At 70.3% G+C, this 17,864-nt stretch carries 24 protein-coding genes and 1 tRNA gene; 15 read left to right on the top strand and 10 right to left on the bottom strand.

Annotated features, from left to right (window positions below):
• The first annotated feature begins 12 nt into the window (after positions 1-12).
• From ACFQUZ_RS21865 to ACFQUZ_RS21850, 4 genes are all read left to right on the top strand, one after another.
• Complete coding sequence (locus tag ACFQUZ_RS21865) at positions 13-1,053, top strand: sigma-70 family RNA polymerase sigma factor (protein WP_377445271.1); 1,041 nt, start codon at positions 13-15, stop codon at positions 1,051-1,053.
• Positions 1,050-1,334, top strand: a complete 285-nt coding sequence (locus ACFQUZ_RS21860) for a hypothetical protein (protein ID WP_377445268.1) — start codon at positions 1,050-1,052, stop codon at positions 1,332-1,334. The genes ACFQUZ_RS21865 and ACFQUZ_RS21860 overlap by 4 nt, the downstream gene beginning before the upstream one ends.
• 110 nt (positions 1,335-1,444) lie before the next feature.
• Positions 1,445-3,139 carry an MFS transporter gene (locus tag ACFQUZ_RS21855; RefSeq protein ID WP_377445265.1) on the top strand — a complete coding sequence of 565 codons (1,695 nt, stop codon included), beginning with the start codon at positions 1,445-1,447 and terminating at the stop codon, positions 3,137-3,139.
• Between the two features lie 2 nt (positions 3,140-3,141).
• Positions 3,142-3,828, top strand: a complete 687-nt coding sequence (locus ACFQUZ_RS21850; RefSeq protein WP_377445263.1) for an alpha/beta hydrolase — start codon at positions 3,142-3,144, stop codon at positions 3,826-3,828.
• Positions 3,829-3,895: 67 nt separating this feature from the next.
• Here ACFQUZ_RS21850 and ACFQUZ_RS21845 read toward each other — a convergent pair whose 3' ends face one another.
• A complete protein-coding gene (locus ACFQUZ_RS21845) occupies positions 3,896-4,384 on the bottom strand; it encodes a VOC family protein (RefSeq protein WP_377445260.1) in 489 nt (162 codons plus the stop codon).
• Positions 4,385-4,516: 132 nt separating this feature from the next.
• On the opposite strand from ACFQUZ_RS21845, the gene ACFQUZ_RS21840 reads away from it, so the two are divergent.
• A tRNA-Arg gene (locus tag ACFQUZ_RS21840) sits at positions 4,517-4,589 on the top strand.
• A gap of 51 nt (positions 4,590-4,640) precedes the next feature.
• On the opposite strand, the gene ACFQUZ_RS21835 is transcribed toward ACFQUZ_RS21840, so the two are convergent.
• Complete coding sequence (locus ACFQUZ_RS21835; RefSeq protein WP_377445258.1) at positions 4,641-4,775, bottom strand: hypothetical protein; 135 nt, start codon at positions 4,773-4,775, stop codon at positions 4,641-4,643.
• Positions 4,776-4,898: 123 nt separating this feature from the next.
• Between ACFQUZ_RS21835 and ACFQUZ_RS21830 the strand changes: the two genes are divergently transcribed.
• Both ACFQUZ_RS21830 and ACFQUZ_RS21825 read left to right on the top strand, forming a co-directional pair.
• Positions 4,899-6,578 (top strand): hypothetical protein, encoded by a 1,680-nt coding sequence (locus tag ACFQUZ_RS21830; protein ID WP_377445255.1) that lies wholly within the window; start codon positions 4,899-4,901, stop codon positions 6,576-6,578.
• Between the two features lie 34 nt (positions 6,579-6,612).
• Positions 6,613-6,828 carry a hypothetical protein gene (locus ACFQUZ_RS21825; protein ID WP_377445253.1) on the top strand — a complete coding sequence of 72 codons (216 nt, stop codon included), beginning with the start codon at positions 6,613-6,615 and terminating at the stop codon, positions 6,826-6,828.
• On the opposite strand, the gene ACFQUZ_RS21820 is transcribed toward ACFQUZ_RS21825, so the two are convergent.
• On the bottom strand, positions 6,813-7,010 hold the full coding sequence (locus tag ACFQUZ_RS21820; protein ID WP_377445250.1) for a hypothetical protein: 198 nt from the start codon (positions 7,008-7,010) through the stop codon (positions 6,813-6,815). The two genes, ACFQUZ_RS21825 and ACFQUZ_RS21820, sit on opposite strands and share 16 nt — an antisense overlap.
• Before the next feature lie 354 nt (positions 7,011-7,364).
• On the opposite strand from ACFQUZ_RS21820, the gene ACFQUZ_RS21815 reads away from it, so the two are divergent.
• The 3 genes from ACFQUZ_RS21815 (at position 7,365) to ACFQUZ_RS21805 (ending at position 11,154) form a co-directional block, all read left to right on the top strand.
• Positions 7,365-7,577 carry a hypothetical protein gene (locus ACFQUZ_RS21815; RefSeq protein ID WP_377445247.1) on the top strand — a complete coding sequence of 71 codons (213 nt, stop codon included), beginning with the start codon at positions 7,365-7,367 and terminating at the stop codon, positions 7,575-7,577.
• A 95-nt stretch (positions 7,578-7,672) separates the two neighbouring features.
• On the top strand, positions 7,673-10,147 hold the full coding sequence (locus ACFQUZ_RS21810; RefSeq protein ID WP_377445244.1) for a hypothetical protein: 2,475 nt from the start codon (positions 7,673-7,675) through the stop codon (positions 10,145-10,147).
• Positions 10,144-11,154, top strand: a complete 1,011-nt coding sequence (locus ACFQUZ_RS21805) for a phosphotransferase family protein (protein ID WP_377445241.1) — start codon at positions 10,144-10,146, stop codon at positions 11,152-11,154. The genes ACFQUZ_RS21810 and ACFQUZ_RS21805 overlap by 4 nt, the downstream gene beginning before the upstream one ends.
• Here ACFQUZ_RS21805 and ACFQUZ_RS21800 read toward each other — a convergent pair.
• Entirely contained in the window at positions 11,151-11,513 is a 363-nt protein-coding gene (locus tag ACFQUZ_RS21800) for a nitroreductase/quinone reductase family protein (RefSeq protein ID WP_377445238.1), read from the bottom strand. The two genes, ACFQUZ_RS21805 and ACFQUZ_RS21800, sit on opposite strands and share 4 nt — an antisense overlap.
• A gap of 314 nt (positions 11,514-11,827) precedes the next feature.
• Complete coding sequence (locus tag ACFQUZ_RS21795; protein WP_377445236.1) at positions 11,828-12,457, bottom strand: hypothetical protein; 630 nt, start codon at positions 12,455-12,457, stop codon at positions 11,828-11,830.
• Positions 12,458-12,636: 179 nt separating this feature from the next.
• On the opposite strand from ACFQUZ_RS21795, the gene ACFQUZ_RS21790 reads away from it, so the two are divergent.
• The 5 genes from ACFQUZ_RS21790 to ACFQUZ_RS21770 all read left to right on the top strand — a co-directional run bounded on the left by ACFQUZ_RS21790 (position 12,637) and on the right by ACFQUZ_RS21770 (position 15,414).
• Complete coding sequence (locus ACFQUZ_RS21790) at positions 12,637-13,254, top strand: GNAT family N-acetyltransferase (RefSeq protein WP_377445233.1); 618 nt, start codon at positions 12,637-12,639, stop codon at positions 13,252-13,254.
• A gap of 49 nt (positions 13,255-13,303) precedes the next feature.
• Positions 13,304-14,020, top strand: coding sequence for a hypothetical protein (locus ACFQUZ_RS21785; protein ID WP_377445230.1), 717 nt, complete (start codon positions 13,304-13,306; stop codon positions 14,018-14,020).
• A gap of 86 nt (positions 14,021-14,106) precedes the next feature.
• A complete protein-coding gene (locus tag ACFQUZ_RS21780; RefSeq protein WP_377445227.1) occupies positions 14,107-14,595 on the top strand; it encodes a hypothetical protein in 489 nt (162 codons plus the stop codon).
• Entirely contained in the window at positions 14,595-14,975 is a 381-nt protein-coding gene (locus ACFQUZ_RS21775; protein ID WP_377445224.1) for a DUF6915 family protein, read from the top strand. The genes ACFQUZ_RS21780 and ACFQUZ_RS21775 overlap by 1 nt, the downstream gene beginning before the upstream one ends.
• 1 nt (position 14,976) lies before the next feature.
• A complete protein-coding gene (locus ACFQUZ_RS21770; RefSeq protein ID WP_377445221.1) occupies positions 14,977-15,414 on the top strand; it encodes a hypothetical protein in 438 nt (145 codons plus the stop codon).
• Positions 15,415-15,462: 48 nt separating this feature from the next.
• Here ACFQUZ_RS21770 and ACFQUZ_RS21765 read toward each other — a convergent pair whose 3' ends face one another.
• The 5 genes from ACFQUZ_RS21765 to ACFQUZ_RS21745 form a co-directional block, all read right to left on the bottom strand.
• The gene (locus ACFQUZ_RS21765) at positions 15,463-16,440 is read right to left on the bottom strand and encodes an NAD(P)-dependent alcohol dehydrogenase (protein WP_377445218.1); all 978 of its coding nucleotides are present in this window, start codon (positions 16,438-16,440) and stop codon (positions 15,463-15,465) included.
• Complete coding sequence (locus tag ACFQUZ_RS21760; RefSeq protein WP_377445340.1) at positions 16,437-16,634, bottom strand: helix-turn-helix transcriptional regulator; 198 nt, start codon at positions 16,632-16,634, stop codon at positions 16,437-16,439. The genes ACFQUZ_RS21765 and ACFQUZ_RS21760 overlap by 4 nt, the downstream gene beginning before the upstream one ends.
• Positions 16,635-16,657: 23 nt before the next feature.
• Positions 16,658-17,086, bottom strand: a complete 429-nt coding sequence (locus tag ACFQUZ_RS21755; protein ID WP_377445216.1) for a hypothetical protein — start codon at positions 17,084-17,086, stop codon at positions 16,658-16,660.
• Positions 17,087-17,180: 94 nt separating this feature from the next.
• A complete protein-coding gene (locus tag ACFQUZ_RS21750; protein ID WP_377445213.1) occupies positions 17,181-17,432 on the bottom strand; it encodes a hypothetical protein in 252 nt (83 codons plus the stop codon).
• Entirely contained in the window at positions 17,429-17,713 is a 285-nt protein-coding gene (locus ACFQUZ_RS21745; protein ID WP_377445211.1) for a DivIVA domain-containing protein, read from the bottom strand. Before ACFQUZ_RS21745 ends, ACFQUZ_RS21750 begins: the two co-directional genes overlap by 4 nt.
• Between the last annotated feature and the right edge of the window lie 151 nt (positions 17,714-17,864).

Here is a 17,864-nt window from a genome sequence, read left to right as displayed (position 1 = left end):
GGAGGTAGGGGCGTGAGCGGGCCGGGTGCGGGGCGGTGCGAGGATCCGGCGGTGGTCGACGCGGTCCGCGCCGGTGACGAGGCGGTGTTCGCCGAGCTGACCGAACGCTACCGGCGGGAGTTGCACGTGCACTGCTACCGGATGCTCGGCTCGTTCGACGACGCCGAGGATCTGGTGCAGGAGACGTTCCTGCGCGGCTGGCGCCGACGCGAGACGTTCCAGGGACGCTCGACCCTGCGGGCCTGGTTGTACCGCATCGCCACCAACGCCTGCCTGGACTTCGCCGAGCGCCACCCGCGCCGGCCGCGCGGCACTCCGACGTCCGACGCGGGGGCGGCGCCGGCCCGGTTTCCGCAGGTGGAGATCCCGTGGCTGCGGCCGTACCCGGACCGGTTGCTGGAGCCGGTGGCCCCCGCCGAGGCGGAGCCCGACACGGCGGTGGTGGCGAAGGAGACCATCGAGCTGGCCTTCCTGGCGGCGATCCAGCACCTGCCGCCCAAGCAGCGGGCGGTGCTCATCCTGCGGGACGTGCTGGGCTGGCCGGCCAGCGACACGGCGGCGCTGCTGAACGGCACCGTGCCGGCGGTCAACAGCGCGCTGCAACGGGCCAGGGTGACGTTGAAGCGGCACCTGCCGAGGCGCCGCAGCGACTGGACCCCGGCGACCGACCCGAACGAGGAGGAACGCGCCGTCCTGCAGCGGTACGTGCGGGCCACCGAGGACGCCGACCTGGCCGGCCTGGCCGAACTGCTGCGGGAGGACGCGCGGTTCACCATGCCGCCCACACCCACCTGGTACGTGGGACGCGCGGCGATCATCGAGGCGTGGACTCCGGTGCTGGTGGGCCCGGACGCCTGGCGTGACTGGCGGCACGTGCCGACCCGGGCCAACCGGCAACCCGCGGTGGCCTGTTACGTCCGCCCGGCGGGCGCGGACCGCTACCAGGCGCTCGGGCTGGACGTGCTGCGGATCGAGGACGGGGCGGTCGCGGAGGTCACGGCGTTCCCAGCGGAGGTCTTCCCCGCGTTCGGTCTGCCGCTCGTCACCGGATGATGGACGACCCGCTGTCCCTCGGGGCCCTGTCCCCCGCGTTCCGGGTGCTGCGGGTGGAGTTGGAGCCCGGCTGCCTGACCACGGTGGACGAGGCGGCGTGGCGGGCGGCGATCGTGGTGGTGGAGCAGGGTGTGATCGAGGCCGACTATCCCGGCGGGGGACGGTTGGTGTTCCGGGGCGGGGATCTGTTGTGGTTCGACGGGGCACCGCCGCTGGCCGTCCGGAACCCGGGTCCCGAGCCGGTGCGGCTCGTCGCGATCTCGCGCCGGGACACCGGCTGAGCGGGTCCGGCCGCGGGCGATGACTTTCCCGGCGGTCCGCCGTCACATGGTCGGTGATGCCGTCCGGCATCCGCCCACGACCGCACGATCGTCGTCCGCGAAGGATTCCCATGGAAAGCACCACCGCAGCGGTGGATCCGCTGCGCGCCACCCGCCGAGAATGGCTCGGGCTCGCCGTTCTCGCGCTGCCCACCCTGCTGCTGTCGGTCGACCTCAGCGCGCTGCACCTGGCGCTGTCCCGGCTCAGCGGCGACCTCGGCGCCAGCAGCGTCGAACAGCTCTGGATCATCGACATCTACGGTTTCATGATCGCCGGTTTCCTGATCACCATGGGTGGCCTCGGGGACCGGATCGGCCGCCGCCGGCTGCTGCTCGTCGGCGCGGCGTGTTTCGCCGTCGCGTCGGTGGCGGCGGCGTTGTCCAGCACACCGGAGCAGCTGATCGTCACCCGGGCGCTGCTCGGCATCGCCGGGGCGACGCTGATGCCGTCCACCCTGGCGCTGATCAGCACCATGTTCCAGGATCCGGCGCAGCGCGGCTCCGCGATCGGCGTGTGGGTCGCCTGTTTCATGGGCGGGATGGTGCTCGGGCCACTGGTCGGCGGCGCCCTGCTCCAGTTCTTCTGGTGGGGCTCAGTGTTCCTGCTCGCCGTACCAGTGATGGCGCTGCTGCTGGTGGCCGGGCCGCTGCTGCTGCCGGAGGCCCGGGACCCGGCCGCCGCACGGCGGTTGGACCCGCTCAGCGTGCTGCTGTCGCTGGCCGCGATCCTGCCGGCCGTCTGGGGCGTCAAGGAGCTGGCGGCCGTCGGGATGGACGTCGTGCCGGTCGTGGCCGTCGCGGTCGGGCTGGTGGCCGGGGTGGTGTTCGTCGTCCGGCAACGTCGCCTCGCCGAGCCGTTGCTTGACGTGCGGCTGTTCGGCGACCGGTCGTTCAGCGGCGCCCTGGTGATCGCGCTGGTCGGTGCGGCCGTCGGCGGCGGCACCATCCTGGTCGTCAACATCTACCTGCAGATGGTGGCGGGCCTCAGTCCGCTGCGCGCCGGCCTGCTGATGTTGCCGTCCGGGGTCGCCCTGGTCGTCGCCGCGATAGTGGCGCCCGCCGTCGCGCGGACGGTGCGGCCGGCGTACGTCATCGCGGGCGGCATGGTCGTCGCCGCTCTCGGCTACCTGCTGCTCACCCAGGTCGACCCGGGTGGTGGGCTGGCGCTCATCGTGGCGGCGGCGGTGCTGACCAGCGCCGGCAGCGGTCCGCAGGCGGCGCTCGGCACCGAGTTGGTGCTGCGGGCCGCGCCGCCAGAGAAGGCCGGGTCGGCGGCGTCGATGTCGGAGACCAGCGGCGAGTTGGGCATGGCGCTGGGGGTGGCCGTCCTGGGCAGCGTCGCCACCGCGGTCTACGGCGCCGGCATCGACGACACCATTCCGGCCGGTACGCCCGAGGAGATCGCCGGCCCGGCCCGGCAGAGCGTCATCGGCGCGGTGACGGCCGGCCAGGATCTCGCGGGGACCGTCGGCGGGCAGCTCGTCGACGCGGCCCGTACCGCGTTCACCGGCGGGCTGCACACGGTCGCCGGGATCAGCGCGGCGCTCCTGGTCCTTCTCGCTGTCGTGGCCGTCGCCTCACTGCGCGGCGCGCCACCTACCGGCGCGGCGGCCGCTGAGCCCCCGGCACCGGCGTCGCCGGACCTGCCGACCGGATCGGATCAGCCGGTGGTGGCGTCGTCGAGTTCGGCGCGACCGTCGGTGGTGGCGTCGTCGAGTTCGGCGATGCCGGCGACGCGGCAGGCAGCCACGGTGGAGGATCACTGACCATGGCAACCTATGCGCTTGTCCCCCCGGCCGGCAGCGGCCCCTGGTACTGGCATCTGCTCACCGCGGAACTGGTGAGCCGGGGCCACGAGGTCATCGCCGTCGACCTGCCGTGCGACGACGATTCGGCCGGTCTCGCCGAGTACGCGGACGTCGCGTTCCGGACCATCGGCCGGGCCCGCGACCTCGTCGTGGTCGGCCAGTCGCTGGGCGCCTTCACCGCCCCGCTGGTGTGTGACCGGCTGCCGGTCGACCTGCTGGTGCTGCTCACCCCCATGGTGCCGAAACCGGGCGAGTCGGCGGGTGAGTGGTGGGCGGCGACCGGACACGCGCAGGCCCGCCGGGCGCAGGCGCAGCGGCAGGGCTGGACGGCCGAGCAGGACCAGGACCCGTCGGTGATCTTCTTCCACGAGCTGCCGCCGGCTCTGGTGGCGGAGGTCGCGGAGCACAGTCGGGACCAGTCCGGTCGGCCGTTCGCCGACCCGTGGCCGTTGGCGGCGTGGCCCGACGTGCCGACCCGGGCGCTGATCTGCGCCGACGACCGGTTCTTCCCGGCCGACTTCGCCCGCCGGCTGGTCCGCGAGCGGCTGGGTATCGAGCCGGACGAGATGGGTGGCGGGCATCCGGTGGCGCTGAGCCGGCCGAAGGAACTCGCCGACCGGCTGGAGGAGATCCGGGCCGGCGGGTAGCGAGCATGGGAGCGAGGACGGCCCCCTTGTCGGCGGCTTGCCGCGCCGGCAAGGGGCCGCCCTCTCCCTAGCCGAGACCCTGCTCCCGGGCCTCCTCGATAATCATCTGGTTGAACCGCTCGTCGCGCTCCCCCTCGGGACGGCGGGCGGTGAAGACGAGGGGATAGCCGTCCGGATCGGTCGTCTTCAGATCCCGGGTGTTCCACGGCGTGTCGTACGGCCCCTCCACCGTGCCGCCACCGTGGGCACGGGCCCGCGCGGCCAGCGCGTCGAGTTCCTCGGCGACCGCCATCACGCTGACCGACCAGCCCTGACCCGGCGGAGTGCCATCCTGACCCGGCGGGATGCCGGGGCGGACCAGGATGTCCTGGTATCGCCAGCGCCGCAGATGCACCACCGCCGGTTGTCCCCCGGGTCCGGGCAGGGTGAACAGGTTGATAAAGCCCAGGCCGTCGACGTACCAGTCGACGGTGCGGGTCACGTCCGCGACGACAAGCGTCACGAACGTGGGCATCGGATAGATGTCCCGGGTGATCTCGGGCGCGATGACGTCCATGGCGACGAACGGTAGAGGCTGACGATACGTGAGGATCAAATGTCTCGACGGCCGGGCCGTCGCATCGACACTCGCCATACCATCTCGGGCTGCCGGGCCGGTACCATCGGCGGAGAACCGGACGGTTCGTGCGCGCCCGTAGCTCAGTGGATAGAGCGGCGGCCCTCGGAGTCGCAGGCGGGTGTTCGACTCACTCCCGGGCGCACGGCGCGGACGGGTGGGCGGGGTGACCCGCCCACCCGGAACCCGTGACCGCTCACCGGCGAAGCAGCAGCCTCAACAGGTTCATCGCCCGTCTGCGGCGCCCGGCGTCAGCCGACCACAGATGCACGGTGACGAGCCCGATGACGGTCAGGCTCAGCGGGAGAAAGCCGATGATCAGAGATCGCATGTGGCCATGCTGGCTGTCAGGCATCGCGGGCCGAAACATCTGTCACCAAGGTCTGACGGTTGACACCATTGTCTGACAACCCGTTCCCTACCGCCGCTGGGACGGTCCTGCAATCCTGTTCGTATGTCTCTCCCCCCGCCTGATCCGCCGTCCGACGGAACCGCCGCGCTGGGAGAACTGCGGCAATGTCTGGAGGATTTGCGCGTCAATTATCGCGGCGGGCGGACGTCGTTGCGGGCCATCGCCCAACGCACCCCGGGCCGGATCAGTTACACCACGGTGGGCGACGTGCTGCGGTGCGACAAGCCGCCGCAGTGGGAGACGCTGAAAGAGGTGGTGATCGCGCTCGATGGTGCGGTGCGGACGTTCCACGCCCTGCACGCGGCCGTCATCCGATCGGGCCGGCCCGAGGCGGCACCGCCGACGATCGGCGCACACCTCCGGATCCCGACCCGTGCGTGGCTTCCCCTGCTGGAACTCGACGGGGTGTCCGAAGGGTTGCTTCGTGGGCGGCCCGCCGCGCAGGTCACCCCCGGTCTCGCCGCCCTGGACGAGTACCTCACCCGGTCGCTGCCGGGAATCAGGGTCGAGGTGGAGGCCGACTTCCGGTCCCGGACGTTCCGCGTCGACTCGGTACGCCAGTTCTGGATCGTCATGCTCGTCGACTCGGTCCTCCACGCCGAGTCGCCCGGCCTCCGGCGCTGGCTGCTCAGCCACACCGACCTGATCCTGCACAAGGAACGGCCGTTCGAGCCGCACCTGTCCGAGGTGTGGCAGTGGATGTTCGACACGTACCTCACGTCCGCCGTGGATTCCGGCCTGTTCGAGACCATCGCGAGTGAGGCGGTGACGGAGGCGGTGACGGCGAACGACCACAACCGTCTCTACCGCACCATCGCCTTTCTGCTCGGCATCGCCGCGGACGACCCGCCGTCGATACGGCTCATCCTGGAGGCGCTGGAGAAACACGACCGGCACCTGCGAAACGTGGGTGGGAGTCCCGCCATGCTGGGCAAGGTGCGGGTCCTGATCGCCGAGGCCGACCACGCGTTGGGCGGCCACGCACCGGGCACCCTGCGGTTCCAGGACGAGGTCGTTCGGTTCCCCGCCGACCCGGGGCGCCGGCCCGGCCGTCTCCTTCCCGCCGGACGCGCGTACGAATTCCGGGCGATGAAGTATCCGCTGACGGTGGGCGATGTCGACGCGATCCTGCACCGACCGCCGAGTCCGGACCGGGCCAAGCCGTTCGTGCTGACCCAGGACCGCACCGACGGCACCGCGTTCGGTGGCCTGTGGCGGGAACTCACCCAGGTCGTCAACTCGGTGCCCCGGTACGTGGACGGCGAGATCTGGCGTTGGGACATCCCCACCGTGGCGGAGTGGCTCGTCCTGTCCGGGTGCCTGGACCAGCCGTACCCGTGGGGCCACGAACCACCGACGCCGGAGCGCGCCAACCTCAAGTTCGACGTCACGAGCCGGCTCAGCCCGGTCGGTACGTTCCTCTCCGGCCGCACGACCACCGATGTGTACGACTGCTGCGGCGGCGTACACGAGATCGTCCGCGAGTTGCCGCACGACCGGTTCGTGTCCGATCTGCGGTTCGAGGGTGCCTTCCGGCTCGCCGGCGGCTCGTACTGGAGCCCGCCGCAGGGCGTCACCTGCCAGCGGTTCCGGCATCTGACCGCGCGCGACCGCGGCGGCAGACCCAGCACGGTCGGCATCCGGCTCGTCGTCTACCGGGAGTCCGACGAGGAGCGACGGTGGGCGGCCCAGCGGACACTACGGCCCCGCAGGCGGAGGTGATCCCGAGCGGCCGTTCGTCGACCACACCTCGTGCGTGGAGTTCCACAAGGTCTCTGGTGCCGACCCCGCCGACGGCACCGTGGAGGCGGCACCAGCTGGCGGCGTCCGACGGGAGGTCGTCGCTGGCGAGGTCATCGACCCGGCACCTGGTCGGGGTGCCGTCGCAGTGTGGATCAAATCGGGAGACATCAAAGCGTCCAATATTCGGACGCCGATGCAACTGATGATTGTCAGTCAGCCTGCGGCGTGATAAGAAGTTTCCACCGGAAACGGTGTCACCACAAAGTTCAATTCACGGGGAGGAATGAGAACATTGGCCACTCGGCAATTAAAGCGAACACTGGGATTGGCGGCGGCATCAGCTACGCTGGCAGCGTCATTCGTCGCCTTTGCGGCCGCTCCTGCCGCCGCGGCCCCGACAGGTTGCAGCACCACCAAATTGTGGGGCCCTCCGGGAGCGGTGTCTGTCTACTGCAGCGGCGGCACAGGTTACTACCGGTCGGTCGCATACTGCTCCCAGACACCCGCGAGCACCTGGGGCGTCTACTACTTCGGTGCGTGGCGCGGGGCCCGGTCAGGTCTGTATTCGCTCGTAGTGTGCGGCAGTAGTTACCCCTACCTGGTTGACGGGACCCGCGAGACCCGATGAGCCAATCCGGGTGTTCGCGAAGCGGTGACACCGTGCGGTTGCGAGCAAGTGCCTTCCGAATTGGGCAGTTGGCCCCCAACGGTCTCACCACCAGTTCGGAAGGCACTTTACCGCGATCCGCCACCACGTCGCCCACCGTGGTGCTGGCCAAGCGAATCCGCGAGCGTACCGGAGCGCCCAGCTCGCCGTGCGACCCGAACTACAGTCCCTGCGTCCCCGTCGCCAGCGACGTCGACTGTGCCGGCGGCAGCAGCAAAGGCCCGGCGTACGTCAAGGGCCCCGTTCGGGTCATCGGCAGTGACATCTACAAACTGGACCGCGACGGTGATGGCATCGGCTGTGACGACTGAGCGGGCACCTGGCCCGCTGTCTGTTCGGGATAATCCGTGTTGCCGCGAACAGATAGAGTCACGGCGCGCGATCGCGTTGGGGAAGGGATCGGGGCATGCCGCTCGAGCCGAGGTTTCGGCGGGTCGCCGCACTGCGCAGGCGCTTCGTCAACCGGGAGTCGATCCTCGCGGCGTACGACGAGGAGCTTGCCCGATCTGGCGAGGGCGTGCGAGTGCTCAACATCGTCGGTGTGGGTGGCATCGGCAAGTCCCGGTTGATTCGCGAACTACGGGACAGGGTGGTCGGCACGCACCGTACCGCGACCCTGGACCTGCAGGTGCCGGCCATGCGGCAGCAGGAGGACGCACTGGCGGTGTTGCGGGTGGAACTGGGCCGGCAGGGTGTGCGGTTCGACCGGTTCGACATCGGCTACGCCGTATTCTGGCAGCGCCTGCATCCGCACCTGCGGCTCTCCCCGAGAGAACTGCCGTTCATCGAGGAGAGCGACGCCCTGTCGTCGATCCTCGGGGACGCTTCGGGTCTTCCGGTGTTCGGCACCGCGGTCGGCCTGGTCAAGCTCGCTGACAGAGCAACGACCGGCGTCCGGCGTTGGCGGCGGGTCAGGGTTGACGACACACTGCAGTCCCTGGACGAGCTGTCCAACGTGGATCTCGCTGACGCCATCACCTATCTGTTCGCCCAGGATCTGCGGGAGGCGAGCAGCGACCACCCATACGTTGTCTTCATCGACGCCTACGAGGCGTTGGTGTCGGCGTCGATCCGGGCCGGTCGATCCTCGATGGTCGACGCCTGGCTCCGGGACCTGGTGGCCCAACTCGACCGTGGCCTCGTGGTGATCGCGAGTCGCGAGCCGCTGGGTTGGCAGGCGTACGACCAGGGTTGGGTGGAGGTGATCCGGCCCTGTCAGGTGAGCGGTCTGCCGATGGAGGCGCGGCTGGAGTTGCTGACCGAGAGCGGGATCACCGATCAGGTGGAGCAGACGGCTATCGCCCAGGCCAGCACCGGCCTGCCGTTCTATCTCCATCTGGCCATCGACACTCGGACCGCCACGGGTGATCCGGGTAGCGCGGTGTCCCCCGAGGAGATCGTGCAACGCTTCGTGCAGCATGTCAGCGGCCAGGAGATCCGCACACTGGAACTGCTGAGCGTGCCGCGGATCTTCGACTTCGAGATCTTCCAGGCGCTCGCCGACGCGTTCGACCTGCCTCCACACCGGCCGGCTTGGGAGTCGCTCACGGCGTACTCGTTCGTCTATCCGGCTGGATTGTCCGCACACCGTCTGCACCAGCTCATGCGCGCGGCGCTGGCCACCCGCGTCTCTCCGGCCACCACCCGTGACGTCCACCGGATCCTGCGCCGCATCTGGGAGAACCGGTCCGGGCAGGCACAACGCACCGAGGACGGGGTGGCGACCAGGGCCCGGGCCATCCGGGAGGCGGCGTACTGCGCGCTGCACGCCGGCGTCGTCGACGGCGAGGGCATCCTCGGGTACGCGGACCGCGCGTTGAACTGCGGCGGCAAGCAGGCGGTCGACGGTGTCCGGCGCGACCTCCAGGAGTTCCTGGACGATTCGGCGGACGATCCCGACCTCGTGGCCACGGCCCGATGCATGGAGGCCGAGGCGGCGATCGTGCTCGGGGACGCGCCGACAGCCATGGCCCTGACTCCGGTGACGGACTGGTCGATGGCGGACGTGGCGGGTGCCCGACTGGCGATTGCCGCCGCGCACGGGCGACGCATCGCCGGAGCGACGGAGGCCGCCCGGGTGTTGTACGCGAAGGTGTGGGAGACGCACACGGGTCCCGTGCGCCACCGCGCCGGTTTCTGCCTCGCCGACATCGAGATGTGGCAGGGCCGGATGCGCGGTGCCTTCGCCATGTCCGGGGAGATCCTCGACGGCTGCCCGCCCGAGGACGCGTTGCTGCGCGGCGACGTCGTCCGGCTGCTGCATCTGGCGCACCGCTTCGTCCTGGACTTCGATGCCTCCTGGCGCGAGTGGCACCGGGCCCGCGAACTGTACGAGCAGGCGGACACCGTCGTGGGGCTGGCCAACCTCAAGACCAACCGAGCCGAGTTGCTGGCCTGGACGGCTCCGGTCGAGGCCGTCGACGCCGCGGCGGAGGCCGTCGAGACGCAGCGTACGATGGGCGCCCAGCACGAGCTTGGCAAGACCTTCACAGCGCTCGCCATCGCGCAGCTCCGGCTGGGTCGCTACGAGGAGTCTGCCGGCTCGTTCCAGGCCGCGGCGACCGCATTGGAGGCCGCCGGCTACCGGTCAGGGCGAGCCCGCGCGGAGCTGTTCCGTGCCTTCCTGTACGCCCGGCAGGGGCGCCGTGACGCCGCTGTGGGCGCCGCCCGGTGGGCGGTGTCGGAGTTCATCGCGGCAGAGGTCTACCCGATGCTGATCGTCCTTGCCGAGCAGTTCCTCGACGTGCTCGGAGCCGAGGACCGGTACGTCAGCGAAGCGGCCCAAGAGGCGCGGACCCGGATCGACGCCCTGGACCCGCTGCCGGCGTTAGAGGAACGTGGCGGTCGGCTGGTGACGACGCTCCTGGAGGAACGGGCATGACGTGGTTGGCGATCTACGAGCAGGCCCGGTCGCGGCTGGACGCCGCGGCCGGCTACTACAACCACAACATCCGGGTCGAGGTTGCGGACGGTCCGGTGATCGTCCGCATCCCGATCCACGGCGCCGACGTGATGGATCTGCGTCTCTGGCGTGAGGAGGAGGTGCTGCCGGCCATCGCGCCGTACGTGAGCCAGGCACCCCGGTTGCTGTTCCTCAGCGAGGAGCCTGCGTTCCAGATCCACCAGTTCATTTGCGGTGCGGTGCTCAACGACATCGCGCCGCGCGGCACCGCCTGCCCGCCGCACGTGCCCGGTGACGTGGCCCGGTTGTTCCGGCAACTCGTCGACGTACCGCGGGACAAGCTGCCGTCGATCCCGGGCGACTGGCCGGCGGACGGCGACAGCGCGGGCTTTGGGCGGCGGCTCACCCGGCTCACCCAGTGGATCTATGACACGTTCGTGGACGACTACCGGCCGTTGTTCGACCGGTTCGGCATCCCGGATCGACCCCTCGCCGGGCTGGCAGACGTCTGGCCCACCCTGACCGACCGGCCGTTCGTGTGCGTGCACGCCGACGTGCACCGTAAGAACATCATCGTGGACGACGGGCGCAGTGTCTTCCTCGACTGGGAGTTGGCCCTGTGGGGCGACCCGGTCTATGACCTGGCCGTCCACCTGCACAAGATGGCCTACCTGCCGGCCGAGGAGGCGGATCTGCTCGACCGCTGGCGGGCGGGCATGCCGGCCGCGCATATGGCCGGCTGGGAGCCGGATCTCGACGCGTACCTCGGCCACGAGCGGATCAAGTCAGCGATCGTGGACACGGTTCGATACTCGCAGCTCTTCGTCGCCGGCGGGCCGTACCCGTACCCGGAATACGACATGGTCGCCTCGATGACCGGCAAGCTTAACGCGGCCCGGCCCCGCTGGGGCGTGACGACGGCCGTCACCCGGGACGAGGTACGCGCCTGCTTCGCCGACTGGGTTGCCGACCGCCGACCGCTCTAGCCTCCCAGTCGTGCCCGCAACGCCTCGGACGCGCCGGGCCGGGGCGCCAGGACCACCACCGCGGTTTCGGATGACCGCCGTGCGGCGTAGCCATCCAGGTTCTTGTCGATCGCACGCCAGCGGGCCCACAGCCGCGACCGTTCGTCGCCCGTCGCGGCATGACCACGCACCTGCCGCGGCCCGTCGACCAGGTCGACGGGTCGCGTCCGGGTGCGCCTGCAGATTGAGCCACCAGGCCGGCTCGGGCTCCCCCACCCGTTCATGGCCAGCGAGACCAGATTGGCGCCGTCCTCGAAGTACCCGAGGATCACGCTGCGCTGCTGACCGGTGCGACGCCCGACGGTGGTCAGGCGCAGCATCCCGTACCGGTTACCGCGCGGACGCGACAGTCCGAGCCGGCCGCCGGAACACCCCCCGATGAGCCGCCCAGAACAGCCGAATGAACCATCGGGGCGGCAACCACGGCTTCTGGACACGGCGCGGATCCGACTCGGTCACTCCCGCATCGTATTGGCCGCTGTCACGCACGAACGTGAGGTGGTGCGTGCGGCGATGGCCGCGTACCTGCGGTCCGGACGATTCCGGGGACTGTTGTCGCAGGCGCTGGAGTCGCGGTCCGTGCCATAACGCCGCTGGCGGACGTCGGCCGCTGCCCGGCACGGCCGCCGGGCGTTCAGCTCGCCCAGGTCAGGTAGTCGAAGCTGACGTCCCTGAATGCCGGCGCGCCTCTTTCCTCCACGGTGCGCACTCTGCTGAGTGTGAGGACACCCAGCCGTTGGCCACTTGTCCGATAACAGACGCTCGATCCGGTCGTCACCTCTGAGGCACGCACGGCGGTGCCGCCACTCTGCTCGATCAATTCACGACAGATATCCTTCGAATGGACCTGGGTACGGTCCAGCACCGCGAGCCGTGTTCCTCCCGATGCTTCGATGGCTTCTTTCGTCAGGCTGATGTCCTCGATGGAGTCGCCGCCACCGTCGGCTCCCAACTCTCCATCGAGATCGTGGCCCCTCGCTGCGACGACGTTGAGGATGTAGGAGGAGTCGGCCCAGACAGGGGCGCTGGAGGCAGGATTGGACGGGTCGTCTCGGGGTGCCGGTCGCGTGGGTGATGCTGCTCCAGCCGATGACGCTTCCGGCGAGCCGGCCGCCCCCGTCGCGCCCGGGCCCGGAGGTCTCTTCTCGGAATCGTCCATGAGGAGCGGCAGCACCGCTGCCACAAGTGTCGCCACGGCCGCTATCGCGGCCACAGTTATCGGCACCACCCACTTGGATAGATCCCGTTCCGGCGGGGAGGTCATTCGGTCATTGTGCACCACCATGACGAATGTCGACCCCGGCGGAAACGGGCACGCCGGTGAATCGGGACGTGGAACGGGTGGCGGTACGCCAAGACCACGCGCCGGCCCCGTCGACGGGGCACGGGTGTCCCGGGCGAACCCGATCGCGGGTTCGCGTGCCGGCATGCGATCGTGGCGGGATGCCTCAACCGATCTTGCGTACCGACCGGCTGCTGCTGGTCCCCCTGGCCGACCGGCATGTCGACCTGGAGATCCGGCTCGACTCCGACGCGGAGGTGCTCCGGTACGTCTTCGGCCGGGCGCGGTCCCGGGACGAGGTGATGGCGTCGCACGCGCAGCGGATGGCCCTGGGCCGCAAGGTGGACGGCCTCGGCTACTGGATGGCGTTCGGCCGTGACGGCGGCGCGCGTGGTTCGACGGCGCCGGAGGGCGAGGACGACGGCGAGTTCCTCGGTCTCATGATGCTGCCGCCGGCGCACGGCCCCGACCAGCCCGACGACCCGACCGTCGCGGAGCTGGGTTACCGCCTGGCCCGCCCGTACTGGCGGCGGGGGCTGGCCAGTGAGGCGTCGCGGGCGCTGCTGCGGCACGCGTTCGACTCCGTCGGGCAGGCCCGGGTGATCGCCCAGACGATGACCGTGAACGTCGGGTCCCGCGGCGTGATGGAGGCGGTCGGTATGCGGTACGTGAGGACCTATTTTCCGCGATGGGATGATCCGCTGCCCGATGCCGAGCAGGGTGAGGTCGAGTACGAGATGACCCGGGAGATGTGGGCGGCGGGCTCCGGGACCCCGTGAGGCCGGCCAGGACCACGAAAGGCGGCGCTGGTCGCTAAGGTCATGCGCCGTGAGCCTGATCGGATTACGCCGAGCCGCCCGCGTCTGCCTCATCGTCATGGCCGTGGCGGCCTTCGCCGCCTTCCTGACCCCCTGGCTCACCCGCCCCAACGGCGACGTGATCTTCGGTGTCGACATCGGCAATCTGGCGTACGGGCTGCGCGAGTATCCGGTGACGCAGCTGTTCACGGAGGTCGCCATCCTGCCGGCGTTCCTCGCGGTGCTCCTGGCCCCGGGGGTCGCGGTGCGGTCCCGGTGGGGACGGTTTGTCGCGGTTGTTCCCGCCGTGCTCGCCGCCGCACTTACCGGGTTCGCGGCGTACGGGTTCCTCGCCGAGATCGAGGACTACTGGGAGCCGCAACGCGTCACGAACTACCAGCTCTTCGCCGCCACGACGGCCGCGGTCGCGGTGCTGGTTCTCGGGCTGGCCGTGGTCCTGGCCGTGGGCCATCTCCGGGCGGGGCTTCGCCGGTTCTATCCGGTGGCGGTCGCGCTGCTGCTGATCGGCGCCGCCGCGTTCCATCTGTACGCGATCGTGACCATCACGTCGCTGGCGTCGGTCGACGTGGAGGTGAGTGTACTGGCCTGGGCGCCGCTTCCGGCGTACCTGCTGGCGGCGCTCAGCGCGGCGGTCGCCGGGTACGCCGACGCGAACGCCACTGGCGACGCGGACGTGCGCGCGGGTGGCGTTGGCGGGGCGGCGAGCGTGGGGCGGCCGACCCTATGATCGCCGACGTGGATTCGCCGGATCACCGACCCGAACCGTCCATGGCCGCTCCCGGTACGACCCGTCGTTCGTTCCTCGGTGTGCCGGTGGAGGGCGACGTGCCGCCCGGGGAGGTGCGCCCCGTTCAGCGTCCGTTGTCCGATCTGGAGCCGCTGCTGCGGGCGATCCTGGACGATGACGGCATCGTCTCGTTCGGCTGGCAGCAGTACACCCCCTACTTCAACGACGGCGATCGGTGCGTATTCGAGGTGGACGAGCCCTGGTTTCGCACGACCGCCGACCCGACGCTCGCCGACGGCGAAGTCGAAGACGAAGACGGCGAGACCGAGGACGAGTTTCTGGCGCTCCGCATCCATCCGACGCTGTCCGGGAAGCGGTACGATCGTTCGGCGGCCGAGTTCGTGCCGGTCGAGCGGGATTCCGAAACGATCCAGCGGTGGACACGATGCCAGGCCCTCGCCGACGCGTTTGCCTCAGGTGCGTTCGACGACGTGTTGCTCGACGCGTTCGGGGACCACGTCCATGTGCGGATCAGCCGCTCGGGGATCATCGTCGATTCGTACGAGCACGACTGATGAACAGCTGGAACCACGCGCAGAGCGCGGCCCGCAAGTGGGGCGGGACGCCGGATCATTACATCGACATCGAGGAGTTCATCGACTCCTCGAAGAAGATCATCGGTGATGTTCGGCACCGGTCGGTGTATCACCACACCGAGGGTGTGTGGTTGTGCCAGCGCGTCTTCGGCCGGGTGCTGGAGATCCCGCGTGCCAGCGGCGAGGGCACGGTCCAGGTGCCGGTGCGGCTGGTCGCCGAGCGGCACATCCTGGAGGATCTCGGCTGGCTGCCCAGCCCCGCCGACTATCTCGAAGGCATGCCGATCAAGACTTGGATGTCCGGCGCGCGGCGCACCGAACTGCCGCTGTCCCATCTCCTCGGTGACAAAGGGCCCTGACGTGAGCGACGACGATCGGTTCTTCCTCGGCCTGCCGGTCACCGGCGAGGAGGCGGACGACGACATTCGATACATCCGCCCCCGCCCGCTGTCCGAGCTGGAGCCGCTGTTCCGGGCGGTCCTCGACGACAAGGGCGTGGCCGAGTTCGGGTGGACGCAGGCCGACGCCTGGGACCGGGTTCGAGCCGGCGAGGAGTACGACCCGTTCGACGCGTACGTGTCGGACGTGTGGTTCCGCGTCGCGACCGACGCTGAGGGTCACCCGCTGGACGAGCACCCCTCGATCGGACCGGGTGACCGGTACGACCGGTGTGCCGCACTCGCCAAGGCGCTGGGGTCCGGCGGGTTCGACGACGAACTGCGGGCGGCACACGGCGACTGGTGCGACGTCCGGGTGAACCGCACAGTCATCACCGTGAGCGAACCAGTTAACGGCTGAACAGGACGAACTGATCTCCCGTCGTGGCGATCGTTCCCGAGGTCCGCTTCAGATCGTGATGACGATCTTTCCGGCGGGATGGCCGTCCCTCAGGTGCCGGATCGCGTCGGCCGCCTCGGCGAGGGGGTAGGTGCGGTCGACCGCCGGGATGAGCGCGCTGGACTCGATGAGCTTTCCCAGTTCGTCCAGGTCCTCGGCCCGCTCCACGGCGCTGACGCTGCGCAGCCGTTGGCCGACGAACAGGGACAGCAGCGGCGCGCGGACGATCTGCCGGTCGTAGCCGCTGAGCACCGGGCCCTTGGTGTACGCGCCGCCGACCAGCGCCAGCGTCCCGCGTGGGGTGAGGGCGCGGCGCAGCAACGAGAAGGGCCGGTCGCCGCCGGTGTCGATGACCACGTCGTAGACCGGGCCGTCGCGGTCGACCTCCTCCCTGGTGTAGTCGAGGACGTCGTCGGCGCCGAGGGAACGTACGAAATCCGTCCGGGTCGGCGCGCAGACGGCGGTGACCGTCGCCCCGTACGCCTTGGCGATCTGCACGGCGTGGGACCCGACCCCGCCGGACGCGCCGATGACCAGGACCCGGTGCCCGGCGCGGACCTGGCCGCGGTCGCGGACCGCCCGCAGCGCGGTGAGCCCGGAGACCGGGGCCGCGGCGGCCTGTGCGAATGACAGGTTGGCCGGCTTGTGGGCCAGTCGCCGCTGCGGCGCGCTGGCGCATTCGGCGTACGAGCCGCGCAGGCAGGTGCCGTAGACCTCGTCGCCCGGCCGGAACCGGGTCACCCGGGTGCCGACGGTGGTCACCACGCCGGCCAGGTCCCGGCCGAGCACCGGCACCCGGGGCTTACGCAAGCCGCTGGCCAGTCGCGCCAGGTAGGGGCGGCCGGTCATGAAGATCCATACTCCGGGGTCGACCGCGGCGGCGCGGACCTGGACCAGGACGTCGTCGTCGCCGACGGTCGGCTTGTCGATGTCGCGGAGCTGGAGCAGGTTGGCCGGGCCGTAGGTGTCGTGGACGATCGCCTTCACGGTGCTGCCTCCTCGGGGTACTGGAACACGTCGTCGAGCCGTGCGTCGAACACGCGGGCGATGCGGAAGGCCATCTCCAGCGAGGGCGAGTAGCGGCCCTGTTCGATGGCGATGACGGTCTGCCGGGTCACGCCGATCCGCTCGGCCAGGTCGGCCTGGGTCATTTCGTCATGCGCGAAGCGCAGCGCGCGGATGTTATTGGTGACGCGGGTCGGCTTCACCACCGCGGGACACCCCTGCGGTAGACGATCACCTTCGCCAGGGAGCCGACCACCGCCGACAGGACGAAGCACAGGTAGATGACGTTGGCGATCCAGAACCAGTCCCACTCGGCCAGTGCCATGAGTAGCGCCGACACGGCGCCGATGACGACGAACGCCTGGCCGATGTGGTCGCCGAGCCGTCCGATCTCCCGGTCGCGGACGTCCTTGACCCGGGACGCCCGGGGGTTCACGACGCTCATGGCGATCTCGGCGACAATGCTCGCCACGATGGCGCCGCCGATCGTCCACAGCAGAACGCCGACGTAGGGGGTGGCGGCGAGTGGCTCGCCGTCGACCCGGCTCAGCACGACGGCCGCGTAGACGGCGTAGCCGACGGCGCTGACCACCAGCATGATCCAGGAGCGTTTCTCCTCGTGCGTCATGACGGACTCCCCATGTAAAGGATTCTTGACATGACTAGAGTAAGACATCCTTGACAGCATGTCGAGAAAACTTTACATCGGTGGGCTGCTCGCTTCAGTGGCGCAGCCGGCGGGCGCAGTCGCCGTCGTGGCCGTGCCGCAGCACGCACCGCCGGCCACCGGGCAGCCGGGCGTCACAGAACACCCAGTGTCGTACGTGTTGAGCGTCCTCCTCGGACACCGTCGTGCCGCCCGGCTCCACCTGCGACAGCCGGGCCACCCAACGGGCCAGCACCCGCGCGAACCGCACCGCGGCCGGCAGGTCCGATGCGGTGAACGGCAGATGCACCACGTACCGCCGGGTCATCGCCAACCCCGCTCGTCGCGGCGGCCCGCGTGCTCGACCGCCCGGTGCCGCGCCGGCCGCGCACCCCGGCTGCGCGCCACCTCGACGATGCGCGCGTTCTCCTGCCGGGCAGCGGCCAGGGCGTTGTAGGCGGCGGCCAGGTCACCGGCGACCCGGTCGAGAAACGCAGCGACATCCTCGGGGTCCAGGCCGCGACGCCCGAACCGGGCGGCCTTGAAGCGACGCTCCCGCACCTGCCACGGCAGCAGCCAGGTGTACGCGGTGGAGCGGTCCTGGCGCATCGCTGGCTCCCGCCTGTCGGTCGTGGATGGGGTGGGCCGTCCGCTGGGGACGGCCCACCCCGGCCCTGGCACCGCAGCCTCACCCCTGCGGTACGGCACCAGAGCGGCTCAATCGGTCGGTGCGGCGTCGTGGCGCGGCGGCCGAGCCGGG

Origin of the sequence: Plantactinospora sp. GCM10030261 (genome assembly GCF_042666615.1) — a bacterium.
GTDB lineage: Bacteria > Actinomycetota > Actinomycetes > Mycobacteriales > Micromonosporaceae > KBS50.
This window is presented reverse-complemented; position numbering and strand designations above follow the sequence as displayed.